Raw genomic sequence first — 16908 nt, 5'->3', positions numbered from 1 at the left:
GCGTGGACACACGCCCTCTCCCGCTCTAATCGGCGTTCCCCCAGGCCAGACCCCGGATTCGGCATCACGTGTGACCACCAACTGCGGAACCCGGGAGGGTGCTCCGGCCAGCCCTGAGCCGATGCCTGCGGCCGAGTTCTGCCCGGCGAGAAGGATGACGAGCGCCAGCGGCAGCAGGAGGAGGGCGGCGGCGCAGGCGGTGGCCGCGGCCTTCACCGGGTGGGCCGCCAGCGCGGGGTGGGGCGGTTAGTCGGTGGTGTTGTGGGCGCCGGTGCGGGCTTGGCGTTGGGCGCGGTAGCCGGCGCCTTTTCTGGGTGTCTGCGCGGGTTGTGGCTGGTGGGTTGGGTCATCGGCGGCTTCCCCGGGTTGGTGGTGGGGCTGCCGCAGCACCTGGCGGACTGCTTCCCAGGAGTACCGGAAGTCTTTGCCGGTTTTGAGGGCGGGGATCTGCCCGGCGTTGGCCATCCGGCGGACGGTCTGGGGCGACAGGCCGAGTTTGGTCGCGAGTTCGGCGGTGGTGAGGACGTCGGGGTCGCGGCCGGGTGTCTCGGTCATCGCGGGGGCTCCTGGGTGGGCGGTCACGGTTCGTCCTTCCAAGTGTGGTGGATGGGTGCCGCGGAAGCACGTTCTGACGTGTGGTGGCGTTTTCAGAAACTGTTTGGCGATGCTTGCGCTCCACGATTCTGCCACGTACGGTGATCATCCAGCAACTCAGAGCATCGATTCGGGGGTATGCGGGTGAGTCTTCGACAAACCGGACCAGTACCGGCCCAGGAGACACGAAAGGTCCTGGACGTGGTCGTGGCCGGCGCGCACGGCGGTGCCGGGACGTCCACGCTGGCCGCGCTGCTGCCCGCGGCGTGGGACATGGGCCCGATCAGGCCGCTGCTGGAACTGGGCCGCTCGCCGCTGCGGGCCAAGGGTCGCCCGGTGGTCCTGGCCGTGCGGAACACGGCGGTCGCAGCCAAGCACGCGACGGCCGCGATCGGTGCGCTGTCGGACTGGGACGAGCGGGTGTCGGCGCTGGCGATCGTCAGCGACGGCGGCACCGAATCGCGGGATGCGACGGCCAGGTTCGCGCTGCTGGAAGGACGGGTCGGCGGTGTGGTGCGCGTCCCGCATGTGCGGGCGCTGCGGCTGGTGGACGACCCGTGCCTGGTCGACCTGCCCGGCAAGGCGCGCCAAGCCCTCGACGAACTCCGCCGCCTGGCCGGCACATCGACCGGCAGGGGGTGGTGACCCTGCTGACCTGGTTCACCGGCCTCGCACTGCTGCTCCCGCACGCCGACGTCGACGTGCCCGACCCGCCTCCGGAGCCGCCGCCGGGGCTGGATCAGAAAATGAACACGCTGCTGGCGTGGGGCAAGTGGGGCGTGCTCATCTGCGGCGTCGCGGGCCTGTTCATCTGCGCTGGCCAGATGGCCATCGGACGTAAGAACCGGTCGACGTTCGCGGCCGACGGCGCGACCGGCATCCCGTGGGTGCTCGGCGGGCTGAGCCTGGCGGCGACGGCGGCTCCGATCGTCGGGGTGTTCTTCTCATGAACCGCCGCGAAGAGGACGTTGCGTGGTGGCGGCGGGGCCGGATCATCGCGGCGACGGTGATCGCCGGTGGGACGTTGGTCGGCCTGGCCGTGCCCGTGGCGTTCAGAACCGAGCCACCGCAAAGCACACCGACCGCCGTCCGAACAATCGTGCAGCCAGGGCAGCTGGTGAGCGCACCCCAGGTGTCCTTGGCCGACGTGTCGTGGCGGGATTTCCACGGCGTCGTTCTCCCCTACTCGCCGCAGGACGGGCCGCGGGAAATCGACGGGGATCTGGCGCGTGGTTTCGCCCGGACGCCGCGCGGGGCGTTGCTGGCCGCAGTCCACATCACGGTGCGGGCGAGCATGCAGTGGGGCCCGGAAGTGTTCGAGGCGACGATCGACCACCAGGTCATCGGCCCGGACGCCGAAGCTCTGCTGGCGGCGACGAGGGAAACCTATGAACGCCACCGCGGCAATCGTCCAGATGGCGCCGCGCTGGGCCGGGGCTATGTGGTCCTGGAGGGTTTCCGCTGGCAGGGGTACTCCTCGGTGGCCGCGAGCGTGGATCTGGTGTCGGCCGGTCCGGGCGACAGCGATGTGACCGTGCGTGCCGCGACCCGGATCCAGCTCCACTGGCACAACAACGACTGGCGGGTGCTCGCCCCACCGGGCGGGACGTGGGCAGGGACGGCGGCACCAGTCGAGTCGCCGGGTGGTTATGTCCGCTTCCCCCACGGGGGTGGCTGATGTTCCCGCTCGACCCGTGTTTGCCGGTCACAAATCCGGCATGCGTCCAACCGGTCGACAACGACGACAGCGGCAACCCGCTCGTCCCCTCGATCCCCGACATCCCCGGCATGATCGGCGGGAAGGTGCTGGACGAGGCGGCCGAGTCGTTCCAGGCGGCGGTCGGTTGGCTGATCTCCAAGACCGCGTCCTGGTGGGTCGAGACGCCCTCACCGGATCTGGAGAACGAGGCCGCGATCGGGCATCTGCAGCTGCTGGTCCAGCCGTTGACGGTCGCGGTCGCGGTGATGGCGCTCCTGGTCGTCGCCGCGAGGATGGCGCTGACCCACAAGGCGACCCCGCTGCTCGACGCCGGCCGGGGTCTGGTCGTGCTGGCGACGGTCACCGCGATCGGCGCGCTCTTGCCGAACCTGCTGCTGCAGTGGGGCGACGAGTGGTGCGGCTGGGTGCTGACCGCGTCCTCGCAGGGGGGCTTCGCCGAGCGGATGACCAAGATCGTGACGTTCCCGTCGGGGACACCGGCGGCGCTGGTGCTGATTCTGTGCCTGTTCGCGCTGCTCATCGGCATCATCCAGGCGCTCCTGCTGCTGTTTCGCGGAGGGGCACTGGTCATCTTGGCCGGTCTGCTTCCGCTGGCGGCGGCGGGCATGGTCACCTCGTCGACCAAGGCGTGGTTTCCCCGGGTCGCGGGCTGGATGCTCGCGCTCATCTTCTACAAGCCCGCGGCCGCGGCGGTGTATGCGACCGCGTTCACCCTCGTCGGCGAAGGCCAGGACCTGCACGCCCTGCTCATGGGCTTCGCGATGATGCTGATCAGCCTGATCGCCTTCCCCGTCCTGCTGAAGTTCTTCACCTGGACGACCGGGGGAACCGAGTCCAGCAGCGGCGGCGGAGTCCTCGGCGCGCTGATGGGCAGCGCGACCGCGATCGGTGCGCTGCGCGCCTACGGCGCGATGGGCGGCACCGGAGGCGGACGTCCCGGTTCGGCGGGCGAGCACGCCGACTACATCCACCAGCAACTCGGCGATCAAGGCGGCCCCGCGCCCGGCGACGACCAACCAGGCCCGGCATCCACGCCGTCCGGGCAGGTACCCGACGGGCAGTCACCGGCCGACGCGCCTGGTGACCAGGTATCCGACCCGAGCGCCCCGTCGGGAAGTGGCCAGCCGGGCCGGCCGGCCACCGACCCGTCCGGTATGGAACAGCGTCCGCAAGGCGGCGGGCACGGATGGGCGACGCCCGACGGCGGCCACGGTGAGCCAGTCGGCCCCACCACCATCCGGACGGCGGAGGAGCAACGTCAACGCGGCGAAGACGTGATCCGCTGGGCCGCCACCGGCAGTGCCGGCGGTCCGAGCGGCGCGGTCGGTGAAGGGGGTCACGGCAGTGGGAAGTGACATCCGCACCTACGGCGGCTGGCGGCGCCGGCACGGCATCGGCCTACTCGGCATGGACACCACCTCCACCTTCATCGCCCTCAGCGCCGCGATCCTGCTGGTTCTCGTTGCGGCCACCGCCCCGCACCTGCTGATCTACCTGCTTGCACCGACCCTGCTCGGCGGCGGGCTAGGACTCATCCGAATCGGGGGTGTACCGCTGGCGCGGCTGGTGCTGGCGCGAGCCCGCTGGCGGTGGGCCACCTGGCGCGGCCACAACCGGTACAGGGCCGGAATCGTCATCGACCATCCACGCGCGTTCCAGCTCCCGGGTGTGCTGGCCCCGTTGACGCTGCTCAGCGCCGAAGACGGGTACGGCGGCCGGTACGGGATCGTGTGGGACCGCCGCACCGGGCTGCTGACCGCCACCCTGCGGGTCGTCCCGACCTCGACGTGGCTGGCCGACCGCAGCGACGCCGACACCTGGGTCGCCTGCTGGGGAGGCTGGCTCGCCTCCGTCGGGCACATGCCCGCCATCCGATGGGTGACGGTCACCGTCGACACCGCACCCGAACCCGGGTCCACGCTCGCCGACACCGTCGACCGCGCCATCGACGCGACCGCACCCGCCCCCGCGCGCACCATCATGAGCGAACTCGTCCGCACCGCCCCGGCCGCCGCGGCCGACGTCGACACCCGCGTCTCGATCACCTTCGATCCCAAAACGTCTTCGGCCCGCCCGAAAGACCTGTTCGAAGCGGTCGCCGAACTGGGCCGGACACTGGACGGACTGGCGTCCCGGCTCGGTGGCTGCGGTGTCAGCGTGCTCGGGCGGGCCAGCGCCGCCGAGATCGCCGGCACGGTACGGACCGCGTTCGACCCGCACGCGCGCGGCGAAGTCAACCGGCTGCTCTCCCGTCCGAGTTCGGAAGAGCTCCTGGCCTGGGGCGACGCGGGACCGGTCGCCGCGACCGAACACACCGGCCATTACGAGCACGACGGCGCGCAGTCGGTGAGCTGGGCGTGGCACGAACCACCTCGCCAGAATGTCCGCTCCGACGTCCTGGCCCGGCTCGTCGCGCCGGGGCCGTTCCCCAAGCGCATCACGCTGCAGTACCGGGCGCTTCCGGCCGCGGCGGCCAGCCGGGTACTGCAGCAGGAGGTGAACGCGGCGGCGTTCCGCACCCAATTCCGCCGCCGCACCGGACGCGACGAAACCGCCCGCGACAGCTGGGATTCGGCCCGCGCCCGCCAGGCCGCCGCCGAGGAAGCCATGGGCGCCGGGGTCTGCCTGGTCTCCCTGTACGCGTCCGTCACCGTCACCGACCCGGGCCAGCTCCGCCGCGCCGTCGCGCACGTCGAGACGGCCGCGGACTCGGCCAAGATCCGGCTGCGCCGCCTGTGGGGCAGCCAAGCCGCCGGGTTCGCCACCACCCTGCCCTGCGGCGTCTGCCCACCCGAACTGTCCCGCCGCCTCATCCACTGAACCGCCGGAGGAATCAGCGCTTGCCGAACGCCGAAACACAAGCCATGTCCGAACCGCTCGCGCCGCCGTGGGGCTGGCGCGGCCCCGGAGCCGGACGCGCCGCGCACATCGAACCCGCACCCGAGTACCAGGCCACCACCAGCCAGGTCTGCGGCCTGTACCCCTTCACCGCCGGCTCCGGCACACCCACCGCCGGCACCCCGGTCGGACGCCACCAGCTCTGGGGAGAGGTCGTCTGCCTCGACCCGCTCGCCTGGCTGCGCGAAGGGCTGGTCACCAACCCCGGCATGTTCGTCCTCGGACAACCCGGCACCGGCAAATCCACCCTCGTCAAACGCCTGGTCACCGGCGCCGTCGCCACCGGCACCACACCGATCATCCTCGGCGACACCAAACCCGACTACACGATGCTCGTGGAGTACCTGGGCGGCCAGGTCATCCGCGTCGGACGCGGCTTCGATCGCATCAACCCCCTTGACGCCGGCCCCCTGGATGAAGCACGGCGACACATCACCGGGGCCGACGCCGAGACGCTGCGGTGGGAAGTGCGGTCACGGCGCCTCTCGCTGCTGCTGGCACTGGCGACCTTGGTCCGCGAAGCCCGCATCACCAACGCCGAGGAAGTCGTCCTCTGCCGCGCCATCGACCTGCTCGACGACCGCCTCGCCACCGAACCCACCGTCGTCGACGTCCTGCGCGTACTGGAGCAGGGGCCGGAGGAGTTGCGCTCAGCCACCCGCACCGACTCCGGCGACGCCTACCGCGCGCAGACCCGCGACTTGGTCTTCACCCTCGACCTGCTCATCTCCGGGTCCCTGGCCGGTGTCTTCGACTCGGCCACCACCCGCCCCCTCAACCTGGACGCGCCCGCCATCAGCGTCGACATCTCCCGCGTCCGCGCCGCCGGCGACAAGCTCCTGACCGCCGCGATGCTGTGCACCTGGGCTTACGCCTTCGGCATGGTCGACGCCGCCACCACCCTCACCGACCTGGGCGCCGGGCCACGCCGCTCCTACCTCGGCGTCATGGACGAACTCTGGCGCGCCCTGCGCGGCGCCCCCGGCCTGGTCGAACACGCCGACGCCCTCACCCGCCTTAACCGCGCCAAAGGCATGGCGTCCATCATGATCACCCACTCGCTCGCCGACCTCGACGCCCTGGCCACCGAGGAAGACCGCGCCAAAGCCAAAGGCTTCGCCGACCGCTCGGCCATCACCGTCCTGGCCGGACTCCCACCCCGCGAACTGGCCCGCGTCCACGAGATCACCCCGCTCACCGGACCCGAGCAGCAACTCGTCACCTCATGGTCAGCGCCCGATTCCTGGCAGCCGGGCGCCCGCCACCCCGGACGCGGCAAGTACCTCATCAAGACCGGCGAACGCCTCGGCATCCCGGTGGAACTCTCCCTCGTCGGCGCCGAGGTCGACTTGTACGACACCGATCAGGCGATCAGGGCAACTGCATGACGCGGGCACTGGGACCGAAAGCTTCGCTCTGGCATTCCAACGCGGGTGCCGGGTGGCTGGTGCTTGCCGCGTGCTGGACGCCCATCGTCGGGTTGTGGCTGGTGTGGGCCGCCGCGAAGCTCTGCGCCATTGCCACAGGCGGGACGGTCATGCCGTTCGGGTCCGAATTCGCCGTCGCCCTCGTCCAGGGAGAAACCGATGTGGCCTGGCCGGGAACGCCGACACCGCTGGTCCTGCTGATCCTCGTGTTGTTGATCACCGCGCTGGTGTATGGGGTCTGCGCGGCCTGGTTGCGGGTCGCGGAACGTTTTCCACAGCCTGGGGATCCCGTCGCCGCACTCGCCGACAACCCCGGCCTGACCGCGCTCCAACACGACGCGACCGCGGAGAAGGCGATCGCGCTGCGGCGCTCGCTCGCCAAAGGCGCCGCCCAGGATCTGAAGCGCGACGACATCGGACTCGTCCTGGGAGACGCCCTGCTGCCAGGTGACCGTAGCGGCCCGACGCTGTTCGCCTCGTTCGAGGACACAGTCGTTGCGTTCATGGCGCCACGTTCGGGCAAGACGACCACCCAGTCGATCCCGCACGTACTATCGGCGCCGGGGCCGGTCATCGCCACCAGCAACAAGGCGGACCTGTGGTCGGCGATCGCCGCGGTCCGCGCCGAACGGACCGGCGGGACGATCTGGTTGTTCGACCCCCAGCACATCACCTACCAGCCGCAATCCTGGTGGTGGAATCCGCTCGCCGGGCTGTCCACCGTCGAGGACGCGCACCGCCTGGCCGGACACTTCGTCCTCACCGTCGACGACGGCCAGAAGAAGGACCTGTGGGGGCCTGCCGCCCAGGACTTGCTGTGCGCGTTGTTCCTGGCCGCCGCGACCTCCGGTCGCTCGCTGCATCATGTGGCCCGGTGGCTGGACGAGCCCGCCGTCCCAACCCCGATCGAACTGCTCCAACAGGCCGGTTTCCACCTCATGGCCTCCTCCCTCAAGGGCACGCAGAACGGCGCCGTCGAAACCCGCGACGGGATCTACCAGACGGCCCGCACCGCCGCCAAGGCCCTCCGCGACCAGGAGATCCTCGCCTGGGTCACCCCCGGCCGCGACCTACCCGTCTTCGACCCGGACACGTTCGCCGCCTCGGTCGACACCCTCTACCTGCTGTCGAAGTCGCTGTCGGCCGCCGCCCCGCTGATCGCCGCGCTCACCGACACCACCATGCGCGCCGCCGAACGCCGCGCCGAACAAGCCGGCGGACGCCTCGACCCGCCCCTGATCGTCGCGCTGGACGAGGCCGCCAACATCTGCCGCATCGCCGACCTGCCGCAGCTGTACTCCCACCTCGGCTCACGCGGCATCATCCCCGTCACCATCCTGCAAAGCTACGAACAGGGCGTCACCGTCTGGGGCGAGCCCGGCATGGCCGCGCTCTGGGGCGCGGCGACCCGCAAACTCATCGGCGCCGGCATCGACTCACCCCGCCTGGTCCGCGACCTGGCCACCCTCATCGGCCAGCACGACGTCCCCGTCCGTTCCATCACCTACAACGACGGACGCGCCAGCGAACAGATCTCCCTGCGCCGCCAGGAAATCCTCGAAGCCGCCGACATCCGCGCCCTGCCCACCGGCACCGCCCTGCTGCTCGCCACCGGCACCAAACCAGCGCTCATCCGGCTGCGCCCCTGGTACTCGGGGCCGCACGCCGGCCCCATCAAACAGGCCATCAAGACCGCCGACAGCGCCATCGCCGACGCCGCTCGCCGTCACTACAACCGCCCGAACGACCCGTCCACGCCGTAACCCGCGTCCACGAGAAAGGGGCCTTCACATGCACGAATCCAGAGCTTTGGAGGCTCAATGCGCAACCTCGACACGTCCACGACCCACAGCAGCCGTCCCGAGTCGCTGTACCCGGATGTCACCACCTGGGTGACCGGGCACTTCGTCCCCATGTACCGGCGCACGCTCGGCGGCGAGTTCCGCTGGTGCGCCCAATGGTGGCGCCACGGCGAGGCGATCTCCCGCCTCACCGCCCTGTGGTTCTCCTGGGAGGCGATGCGGCTGCAGGGCGCCACCGGCATGGCGCTGTGGTACCGCGACCACCTCGACCACCAGCTCCCCGTCCTGCTCGGACCGCGCGGCCCCTTCTACCAATGCAGCGAAGACGAACACCTGTCCCCGCACGAAGCCCGCACCGACCCCGCCCCTGCCGGGTGGCTCGGCTTCGACCCCGACGATCCGGCCCTGGTCGACGCATGACGCCGCTCCACAAGGGTCGAGCCGCCGACGGGAGCCGCGCATGACCGACCGCATGGAAGCCGCCGCGCTGGCATTGGACGCCTATGAACAGCACCTGTTCGGCGACCTGGCCAACGGCCACCGCCACGACCGCGCCGAGGCTGAAGGGCTGCTGCATTCCCTCGTCATCGACCTCATCAACTACGGCGAAGGCCACCACCTGGACGTAGTCGACCTGCTGGACGCCCTCGTCCAAGCACGCATCGACCGCGGCGGCGCCCTCATCAACCCCCGCTTCGGTTTCCGCCTCAACACCGAGGTCCAATTCCGTGACGCCGCCGCCGACGACCACCGGGGCTTCATCACCGAACTGAAGTCCTCCGGTCCTAGCCAGGACGCCGAATGCGTGCTGCGCATCCCCGGGATCGTCGACCTTCAGCACACCGTCACGTCCGCGCTGGAGCCGGCGACCCGGATGGTGCCCTTGCTGACCCGCACCTGCGGTGCCGTCTTCTCTGCACTAGAGGCCGAAGAAACCCTCATCGACATCCTCGGCAACCTGCCGGACGAGCGTGCCCGATCCGACTCTGACCCGCACCTGGTGGCGGACCTGATCGAGCTGTCCACCGCGCTGGCCACCTGGTCCGGCACAACGTTCGGGCGGGTACTGCTCCATCTCCGCCACCAGGCCAGGAAAAGCCGTCCGATGCCCGACGACCGGTCTACGGCAGCCCGGCGTGCCGCAACCGCGTTCCCGAACGACATCGCCGCCGGCCTGGCCGGCGAGCAGCGCGACGTGTCGCCCTCCGGCCATTCGACATCCGGCCGTTCAGATCCTTCGAGCCCAAGCCCTCGTCCCCGCCGGATGTGATCCCACCAATCACCCGCCGAGCCCTTCGGAGGTACTGCATGCCCGACCATGATGAGGCCGTCGCCGCCGCACTCGACGCCTACCAGCACCAACTCCTGCCCGACGACGTCCCCAGCCACCGGGCCGACCCGATCCTGGCCCAGCCGCTGATCGGGTCGCTCATCGAACAACTGGCCCGCTACGCCGACCGTCACGACCTCGACGTCCACGACACCTTCACCGAGCTGCACCAGCAACGACTCGACCGCGGCGGCCACGACCACGAACCGAGCTACAGCTTCCGGCTCGGCGCCGAGGTCCAGTTCCGCCAAGACCGCACCGCCACTGGAGCAAAGCCGCGGTATCCGCTGTGGCGCGGCTTCATCACCGCGCTCGCCACCTCACCCGATCGCGAAGCCTCCTGCACGGTGCGGGTCCCGGGCATCAACCAAAACCTGCACGTCACCGCATCGGAACTGGAGCCAGCTGATTCACTGCTGCCACTCCCCACCCGCACCGCCGGGGTGGTCTCCGACGCCCGGGACGCCGAATCGACGATCATCAACATCGCCGTCCGGCTCAAGCGCGCCGCCGACAACGGCCTGGTCGCCGACGAGGAGGCGCTCACCGACCTCGCTCAGCTGACCATGAGGCTGGGGACCTGGTCCGGTGGCCGTCCCGACGCGATCATGCGTCATCTCCACGACGACATCCTCGCCGCTGCCCAGAAACCGGCGACACGACGCCGCCCCGGATCCGCTGCAGCGGCCCGGCAAGCCGCCACCGAGTTCCCGCAGCGCCCACACCCCGCCCCATCCGGAGACCAAGCACCCACCAGCCCCAAACCGGACGGCCCGCCGAGGTCACGCAGGCACCGCCCCTGAAACTCATCGGCTCCCACACGTCACGCACCCGAAAGAACCGTATGGAGGTTGTATGGCCGAAGCCGGCGCCGAAGAGTTCGCCGAGTTCGGAGCCGCAGCACTGGACTCCTTCCAAGCCCTCTTCGAGCAGACCGAGCACCTCGACCACCGGACCAACGACGACCACGCCCGCGAACTGCTCGGCGACCTGCTGATCGACCTGATGCACTACGCCGAACACCGCGACCTGGAATTCAACGACATCCTCGCCCAAGCCCAGGGCTACTACCTCAGCGAGCAGGACAATCCCAGCGTCTTCCCCATCGGTTCGACCGTCCAACTGGAAGGCCCGGCGGCCGATGAAGCGATCCTTCTCGGCCAGCCGACCCGGGGCACCATCACCGGGATCCTCGTCCCCGATTACGGTCCCACCGAGTACTACGTGGGCTTCCTCGGCGAGACGAACAACCGCAAGACCATCGCGGCGGACCTGGAGCCGGCCCCGCCCTTTCCCGCCACCACCATCGCCGAAGGCGTCATCGACGACCCGCTACGGGCGGAGGAGATCCTGGTCGAGACCATGGCCCGCATCGGCAGCACCGAAAGCCAAGGCATCCAAACCCACAAAGACGACCTCAACGATCAACAGGCCCTACTGAACGCCCTCATGGCCTGGAACGGCATGGAACGGCACAACGTCACCGACCTACTCCTCGCCAAGGTCGCGACACGTCTCGCACCCGACAGACAGCAACCGCCGACAACTCCGGACACGCCGCTCAGCCCCGGCCAACTCGCCGCACAAGCCTTCCCGACACCGCTCCCTCAAGGCCTCTACAACCCGCAGACCGCGTCGACACCTCGCCCAACCGACGCCACGCCTCAGCGGCCCCGCCGCAGCCGGTGAGCGCTCACCGCCTCTCAACTGCAGAAACTCACTCCGACACACGGCAACCACAGTTGATCACCGTCTAGCGATCAACCACACTCGGATTCAGCATCTTTAGTTGATGTACCACGCTCGCATCGCCTATCAGGGCTGAGCGTCGACGCCACGGAGGTCCCGCTGAAGCACTTCTTCGATCACGCCACCCGCCAGATCAAGGCCGCCGACACCGTCCCCGCACTCCTCACATCCGCATTCGTCGGCCTTGACCTCATCGAGCGCGCCACGACCGTCCTCGCCCAGACCGCGCCCCATGACGCCCACCAAACGGCACACGCCGAGGCCACCGACGCCTGGTGGGCCCTGTCCGAAGCACCCACCCTCGGCTGGCCCGAACGCTCCATGACCGACACCGACGTCCAGCTGGTCGCCGAGGCCATCGCCGCATTCGTCATGGTCGTCGCCGAAGCGATCCTCACAGCCGCGTCCAAGACCACCGCCCCGGCCGACCGAGTGGCCTGCCTGGCAGCCGCCCACCACGCCGGCCACGTCCACGCGGCTCTCAGGTAGGCGCCCGTGATACACGGCAACGCCCATCAGATCGCCCGCGCCACCCGGGCCCTTCAGGCCTACGAACAGTCCGCCTTCCCCGGCGAACCCTCCCTACTGCAACACGACCCGCTCTACACCGAAGCGCTCCTGACGGCGCTGGTCTGCGACTTGGAGCACTACGCCAACGAGCACGACATCAGCTTCGCCAGCGCAGTCAGCACCGGCCACTCGATCAACGCCGAAGAAGCCGCCGACCAGACCATCTACGAAGTCGGCGACCAGGTACGGCTGACCCGACAATCCGGACGCTGCGGCACCATCATCGGCTGGAACCATGCCCCCAACGCCCAGCCGGACTTTCTCGTCGAGGTTCCGGGCGTCCCCTTCGTCTACGCCGAATCGGCTCCCCACCTCGCCCCAGCCCCACCGTTCCCACCAACGAAAACAAGCCTGGGCACTGTGACCCACGCCAACCAGGCCGAACAGACCTACATCAGCATCACGGCCCGGCTCTTGTCCACAGCCGAGCCGACCCGCCAAACGCTCGAACAGGACGGCCATAGGCTCCTGGACGCACTGAGCTCGTGGAGCGGCATCTCGACAACCCAACTCCACGACGCACTCGCCACCAAGCCCCGCGCGACACCCGGCCACACGAGCCGACCACAAACACCCAAGGCCGCCTCCGCCGACGTGTCCACCGACGCCGGCAACGCCATCCCCTCCGCAACAGCGGACACCGGCCACCGAAGCCAGTCGCCCTCCACCGCCAAGAACTCAACTCCGAGGGCCTGACCACCAAGGACTCATATGCAAAAGAACAGCACGCCTCATCGCCCCCATGCCCGAATCAGCCCGCGCCCCGCGGGCAGCACCAGCCCCACCACGCAGACGCCCTACCAAAGGACGCCCTGATGACCCACGAACGCGAACACGATGACGTCCGGCGCAACTGGTTCACCGAGATCCTCAACAACGCCCTCAACGACCTAGCCCACGCCGAGCGAGTCATCACCTCCTACGCCACCCAGGAACCCGACGGATTCATCGCCTGGGGCATGGCCGAAGGCGAAGCCACCCAAGCCCACCAGGCCCTCCGCCAGGCGCCGTCCCTCCACGCCGCAACCCCGACCGACTACACCGCCGTCAACGCCACCGCCGACGTTCTCTTCGAACTCGCCCGCAAAATCTCCCAAAGCCTCGTCCGGGCCGCCGAACTGGCCAGCGACCCCGACGACAAAATGGCCTGCCTCCAAGCCGCCCTGCACGCCGGCCGACTCCAGGAATCCCTGCGGTAGCCGCCGTGGTCACCTTCGGGGAGATGAACGCACTCGCCACCGAACACCTCACCGACCTGCAACACCAGCTCCACACCAAACGCCTTACCCGCGACCTCCGCAGCCGCACCACGCGACCCGAACTCGCCCGCCTCGCCCACGTCCTCGGCCGCTACCACGACCAGATCGCCAACGGCTTCGGCGCCCCGCACCCACAGACCACCGGCGTGCGGGACGCCGCCGCCCGCGCCAGCACCCTCATCAAGCAAGCCGAACACCTCCTCGGCCCACCCGCCGACACAGAAACCCCACGATCCCGCCTGGCCCAGAACCTCCGCGCCGCATCCATCGCCCTCGGCTGCGGCCTGGACCTGCTATCCACCCACTTCCCCACCGGTCCCGACCAGACGACGTCAGCCAACGCCGTCGTGATCGCAGCCCCCGACACCGCCCGTTCCCTCCTGCGCCAGCTCAGCACCCACACCGCCACCATCGCTAACCTCTCAAGCCGCACCACCCCACCCGCCGACCAAGCCAGCCCACTCCTCCTCAAAGCCGCAGTCGTCGCCCGCATCCACAGCGAGAACCAGGCACAACCGCCCATCACCGCCATCCGCCTCCACCACACGCCGGCCCGCATCCCACTCGTGATCAGCGAAGGTGAAACTCAGGCACTGGCCGGAATCGACGCGAGCATTCACCGTCTCACCAACCCCACCTCCATCGCGTCCGTCACCACCTGGCGCTATCTCGCCAGAGCCGCAGCCATCACCTGCGACCTCAACGTCAAAACCATCCAACAACTCATCTACCGCATGAAGGAGATAGACGAACCCGGCCACCGGTCAGCTCTTCAAAAAGCCGCCACAGCCACAAAACAGACAGGCAAGAAATGGAAAGAAATTGTCCACCGCTGGGACGAACAAACAGAACACCACGGTCACCCCACCAACGGCCCAGCAACTGACGCAAGCGACCTCATCATCCGCCTCGGCCGCCTGATCCACTCCGACCCAGCCTGGACACCAAGCCCCCGCGCCTCCTACCGAACGAAATCACCCGAAGAACTAGCCCCAGACCTCACCCAGGCAGCCCGCATCGCAACCGTCACCATGAAAACCATTGAGGCCTGCAACACCCTCGCAGCCAACCACCGCGCCGCGATCAACGACGCGGCGGTACTGGGCATCCTTCGCAAGCAGCGTAAACACCCAACTCACACGCCACGCGTCCCAGCATCAGCACACCAGCTATCCAAGGCCTATGAGGCCGCAGAAATCAGAGGCCGCCACACGATAACCACACTCGGCGAAACAATCCGAGCCCTACCTTCAGAATCTCAAGGCCATCTCAATGAAGCAAATTTGATGATCTATCGAAAAGCCGTCAACGATCAAGACCAGCCCCTCCTGGCTGCGGCCGAATTCCCAGCTCTCATTGCTAAGGGCATGGGAGATCTACACCAGCCGGCCACACCTAGCCCCACCACGATCTCGCCCACTAGAAAATCCTCTAAGCGTTAAGACCTCTGAGGTCGACGGGCCCCCTAATCTGTGCCGCGAAATCAGAGTGTTCTTCGGAATTGGCGAATTGTGCCATGTCGTTGCGTCCAGAAGCCGGATTGCTCGGGCGTACGAACCAAGTTCGACCCATCAGGCGCCGGAGCTGGCCACGACAACCATGACGCAGTGCCGAGGAAGGCCGGGAGCGGATCGACCACCACGCCTCGCCGGACGGCCGAAGCGGACGATCGTCTCACCGCCATACCGACGATCTCGGCCATATCTACCGACGGGCAGCCGGGCTGGGTTCGGTGAAGGCCAGCGGCTTCGAGTTCGACGACTAATCTTCCACCCAGGCCACGCGAATTGCGGCATGAGAGGACGTGGCCGCAGGCGTCCGGTTTGTTTGGTTTCTGGCCATGCCCGAAGCTGTCGGGGATACAACTGATGCCCGAATGGTGGTGTAGGGCCTCGGATCGAGGGGCCTCGCCCCTCGGCCCTCTACGGGGAGCGGATACGGCATGGTATCTACTGATGGCGCACGTACTGTCGAGCAGTGGCGCCGGTACCTCGCCGAGTACAGCGCCGAGGTGCTGCGGGTCGCCCCCGAGGACGAACTGCACGAGGTCAGCGACCTGCAACGGTCCGCCGGCTGGCTGGGCTTCGACGGCGCCGGCGAGGGTCGACTCGCTGTGCTCGAGCAGCGTCTGGGCGTTCGGCTGCCGCAGAGCTATCGGTCGTTCCTCGCAGCGTCTGATGGGTGGCTCAACATCGGCCCGTTCATGTGGACGATGCGCACCAGCGGCGAGGTCGGCTGGCTCCGTGATGCCGATGCCGGTTTGTGGGAGATCCTCCGGGAGAACGCCACGCCTGAGGAGACCGCGCTCGTCGACCGTGCGTTGCTGGTGTCCGGTGACGGCGACGCCCAGTACTGGTTGCTCGACCCCGGTGATGTGTCGGCGGCCGGCGAATGGGCGGCCTACGTCTGGGCCAGCTGGTATCCCGGTCTTGGGGACCGATACGACTCGTTCGCCGCGCTGGTGGATGCCGAACGCGCGTCTTTCGAAGGCCTCAGTGGGCGCGATGGCCGTCCGGTTCACCCCGGCGGTGCCGACGAGTTGGTGGCCCAGGGCCGTGAACGGGCCCTGCGGGGCGAGGTCCGCGCCGCCGCGGAGGCTTTCGCGCACGCCGCCGTCAAGGGCTCGGGTGCCGGCGCCTATCTCGCCGTCATCTTGAATGCGTTCCTTGATCCGGCCCATGCGCACCACGAGATCCGCAACGGCATCCTCGGCCACCCTCACGTGGTCGAGGAGATCGGTCTGGAACAGGTGCGCGCCGAGGCGGTGCCGCTGTTCCTGTACCGCTCGGCCCGGGCCGGATCGTCGGTTGCCCCACACCGTCAACTCTTCGCCGGGATCCTGACCGAGGAAGAGGTCGAGCGGATCGACACATTCGTGCCACCACAGCTACCAGAACCGTCCGAGTTCCAGGAGGCGCTGCAACGGGCCCGGACGCTCGCCCAAGCCGGAGCCACCGACCATGCCTGGAGCGTCCTTGCGGCCGCGCTACCCGGCTGGCACTCCGACTCCCTGTGCCGCATCGCGCCGGTTGTACTGCTCACCGACCCGATGCTGCGCGACCTGGTCTCTCCCGAACGCGCCCGAACCATCGTGACCACGCCACGCGGGAACAACCGCTACTGACGCCGATTCCGGCGTCGGCTTCAATAGCATCCGGCGATCGGTTCGCCCAACCAGGCAAGGGGCGTCCCGGAAGGCCTCGTCCAGCAATGCCAGGGGGCGGATCGAGCGAAAGGTTCGGCGGCCGGCAGTCCGGAGATGACACTCTCAACTCAATAGGTCCAGAGGCGACCGCAGACCGCCCTGAGCGTCCGATCTGCGGCATGTGCGGACGTCCCCGCCTGAAGTAAGGTCCAGGGCGGGCGTCGTCGGCCAGCAGGCATACGGTTTAGCCTTCGCTGGCTGCCCGCATCTGCCAGTACGTCAAATTGTGGCTAATGGTCAAAGTGATGGGGTGGTTCGGCAGGGACCCGGCAAAGTCGTAAAAAAGAGGGTGTGACCTGGGGTTGTCGTTCATGTGGTCTGGAGCAGTGTGACGGTGCGTTGCGGGTCGCGGGC

The 16908-nt window shown here is 68.7% G+C and carries 18 protein-coding genes; 16 read left to right on the top strand and 2 right to left on the bottom strand.

Features of this window, described 5'->3' with window-relative positions; genetic code table 11:
* Nucleotides 1-246: 246 nt before the first annotated feature.
* Nucleotides 247-555, bottom strand: a complete 309-nt coding sequence (locus ACGFIS_RS37110) for a helix-turn-helix domain-containing protein (protein WP_392903098.1) — start codon at nt 553-555, stop codon at nt 247-249.
* Nucleotides 556-795: 240 nt separating this feature from the next.
* On the opposite strand from ACGFIS_RS37110, the gene ACGFIS_RS37105 reads away from it, so the two are divergent.
* The 11 genes from ACGFIS_RS37105 to ACGFIS_RS37055 are packed head-to-tail and all read left to right on the top strand — an operon-like array spanning nt 796 to nt 11460.
* The gene (locus ACGFIS_RS37105; RefSeq protein ID WP_392973979.1) at nt 796-1239 is read left to right on the top strand and encodes a hypothetical protein; all 444 of its coding nucleotides are present in this window, start codon (nt 796-798) and stop codon (nt 1237-1239) included.
* Entirely contained in the window at nt 1236-1544 is a 309-nt protein-coding gene (locus ACGFIS_RS37100; protein WP_392903094.1) for a hypothetical protein, read from the top strand. The genes ACGFIS_RS37105 and ACGFIS_RS37100 overlap by 4 nt, the downstream gene beginning before the upstream one ends.
* A complete protein-coding gene (locus ACGFIS_RS37095) occupies nt 1541-2272 on the top strand; it encodes a hypothetical protein (protein WP_392903092.1) in 732 nt (243 codons plus the stop codon). The genes ACGFIS_RS37100 and ACGFIS_RS37095 overlap by 4 nt, the downstream gene beginning before the upstream one ends.
* A 20-nt stretch (nt 2273-2292) precedes the next feature.
* Nucleotides 2293-3669 carry a hypothetical protein gene (locus ACGFIS_RS37090; protein WP_392973978.1) on the top strand — a complete coding sequence of 459 codons (1377 nt, stop codon included), beginning with the start codon at nt 2293-2295 and terminating at the stop codon, nt 3667-3669.
* Nucleotides 3659-5134 (top strand): SCO6880 family protein, encoded by a 1476-nt coding sequence (locus tag ACGFIS_RS37085; protein ID WP_392903088.1) that lies wholly within the window; start codon nt 3659-3661, stop codon nt 5132-5134. The genes ACGFIS_RS37090 and ACGFIS_RS37085 overlap by 11 nt, the downstream gene beginning before the upstream one ends.
* Nucleotides 5135-5178: 44 nt before the next feature.
* Complete coding sequence (locus ACGFIS_RS37080) at nt 5179-6600, top strand: hypothetical protein (RefSeq protein WP_392903086.1); 1422 nt, start codon at nt 5179-5181, stop codon at nt 6598-6600.
* Nucleotides 6601-6659: 59 nt separating this feature from the next.
* On the top strand, nt 6660-8402 hold the full coding sequence (locus ACGFIS_RS37075; protein WP_392973977.1) for a type IV secretory system conjugative DNA transfer family protein: 1743 nt from the start codon (nt 6660-6662) through the stop codon (nt 8400-8402).
* Between the two features lie 57 nt (nt 8403-8459).
* On the top strand, nt 8460-8861 hold the full coding sequence (locus ACGFIS_RS37070) for a DUF4913 domain-containing protein (RefSeq protein ID WP_392973976.1): 402 nt from the start codon (nt 8460-8462) through the stop codon (nt 8859-8861).
* A 40-nt stretch (nt 8862-8901) separates the two neighbouring features.
* Nucleotides 8902-9711, top strand: a complete 810-nt coding sequence (locus tag ACGFIS_RS37065) for a hypothetical protein (protein ID WP_392903080.1) — start codon at nt 8902-8904, stop codon at nt 9709-9711.
* Between the two features lie 38 nt (nt 9712-9749).
* Nucleotides 9750-10574: a hypothetical protein gene (locus ACGFIS_RS37060; protein WP_392903078.1), complete on the top strand. Its 825-nt coding sequence runs from the start codon at nt 9750-9752 to the stop codon at nt 10572-10574.
* A gap of 52 nt (nt 10575-10626) precedes the next feature.
* On the top strand, nt 10627-11460 hold the full coding sequence (locus ACGFIS_RS37055; protein ID WP_392903076.1) for a hypothetical protein: 834 nt from the start codon (nt 10627-10629) through the stop codon (nt 11458-11460).
* 126 nt (nt 11461-11586) lie between these two features.
* On the opposite strand, the gene ACGFIS_RS37050 is transcribed toward ACGFIS_RS37055, so the two are convergent.
* Entirely contained in the window at nt 11587-11754 is a 168-nt protein-coding gene (locus tag ACGFIS_RS37050; protein ID WP_392903074.1) for a hypothetical protein, read from the bottom strand.
* A gap of 87 nt (nt 11755-11841) precedes the next feature.
* Between ACGFIS_RS37050 and ACGFIS_RS37045 the strand changes: the two genes are divergently transcribed.
* The 5 genes from ACGFIS_RS37045 (at nt 11842) to ACGFIS_RS37025 (ending at nt 16473) form a co-directional block, all read left to right on the top strand.
* Entirely contained in the window at nt 11842-12009 is a 168-nt protein-coding gene (locus ACGFIS_RS37045) for a hypothetical protein (protein ID WP_392903071.1), read from the top strand.
* A 6-nt stretch (nt 12010-12015) separates the two neighbouring features.
* Entirely contained in the window at nt 12016-12786 is a 771-nt protein-coding gene (locus tag ACGFIS_RS37040; RefSeq protein WP_392903068.1) for a hypothetical protein, read from the top strand.
* Nucleotides 12787-12905: 119 nt separating this feature from the next.
* A complete protein-coding gene (locus ACGFIS_RS37035; RefSeq protein WP_392903066.1) occupies nt 12906-13289 on the top strand; it encodes a hypothetical protein in 384 nt (127 codons plus the stop codon).
* A gap of 23 nt (nt 13290-13312) precedes the next feature.
* Entirely contained in the window at nt 13313-14791 is a 1479-nt protein-coding gene (locus ACGFIS_RS37030) for a hypothetical protein (protein WP_392973975.1), read from the top strand.
* A gap of 500 nt (nt 14792-15291) precedes the next feature.
* On the top strand, nt 15292-16473 hold the full coding sequence (locus ACGFIS_RS37025) for an SMI1/KNR4 family protein (protein ID WP_392903061.1): 1182 nt from the start codon (nt 15292-15294) through the stop codon (nt 16471-16473).
* Nucleotides 16474-16908: the final 435 nt, after the last annotated feature.

Origin of the sequence: Spirillospora sp. NPDC048824 (assembly GCF_043198455.1) — a bacterium.
In the GTDB taxonomy this organism is placed as follows: Bacteria; Actinomycetota; Actinomycetes; order Streptosporangiales; family Streptosporangiaceae; genus Spirillospora.
The sequence above is the reverse complement of the archived record's forward strand: the minus strand, read 5'-3'. Positions and strand labels throughout refer to the sequence as shown.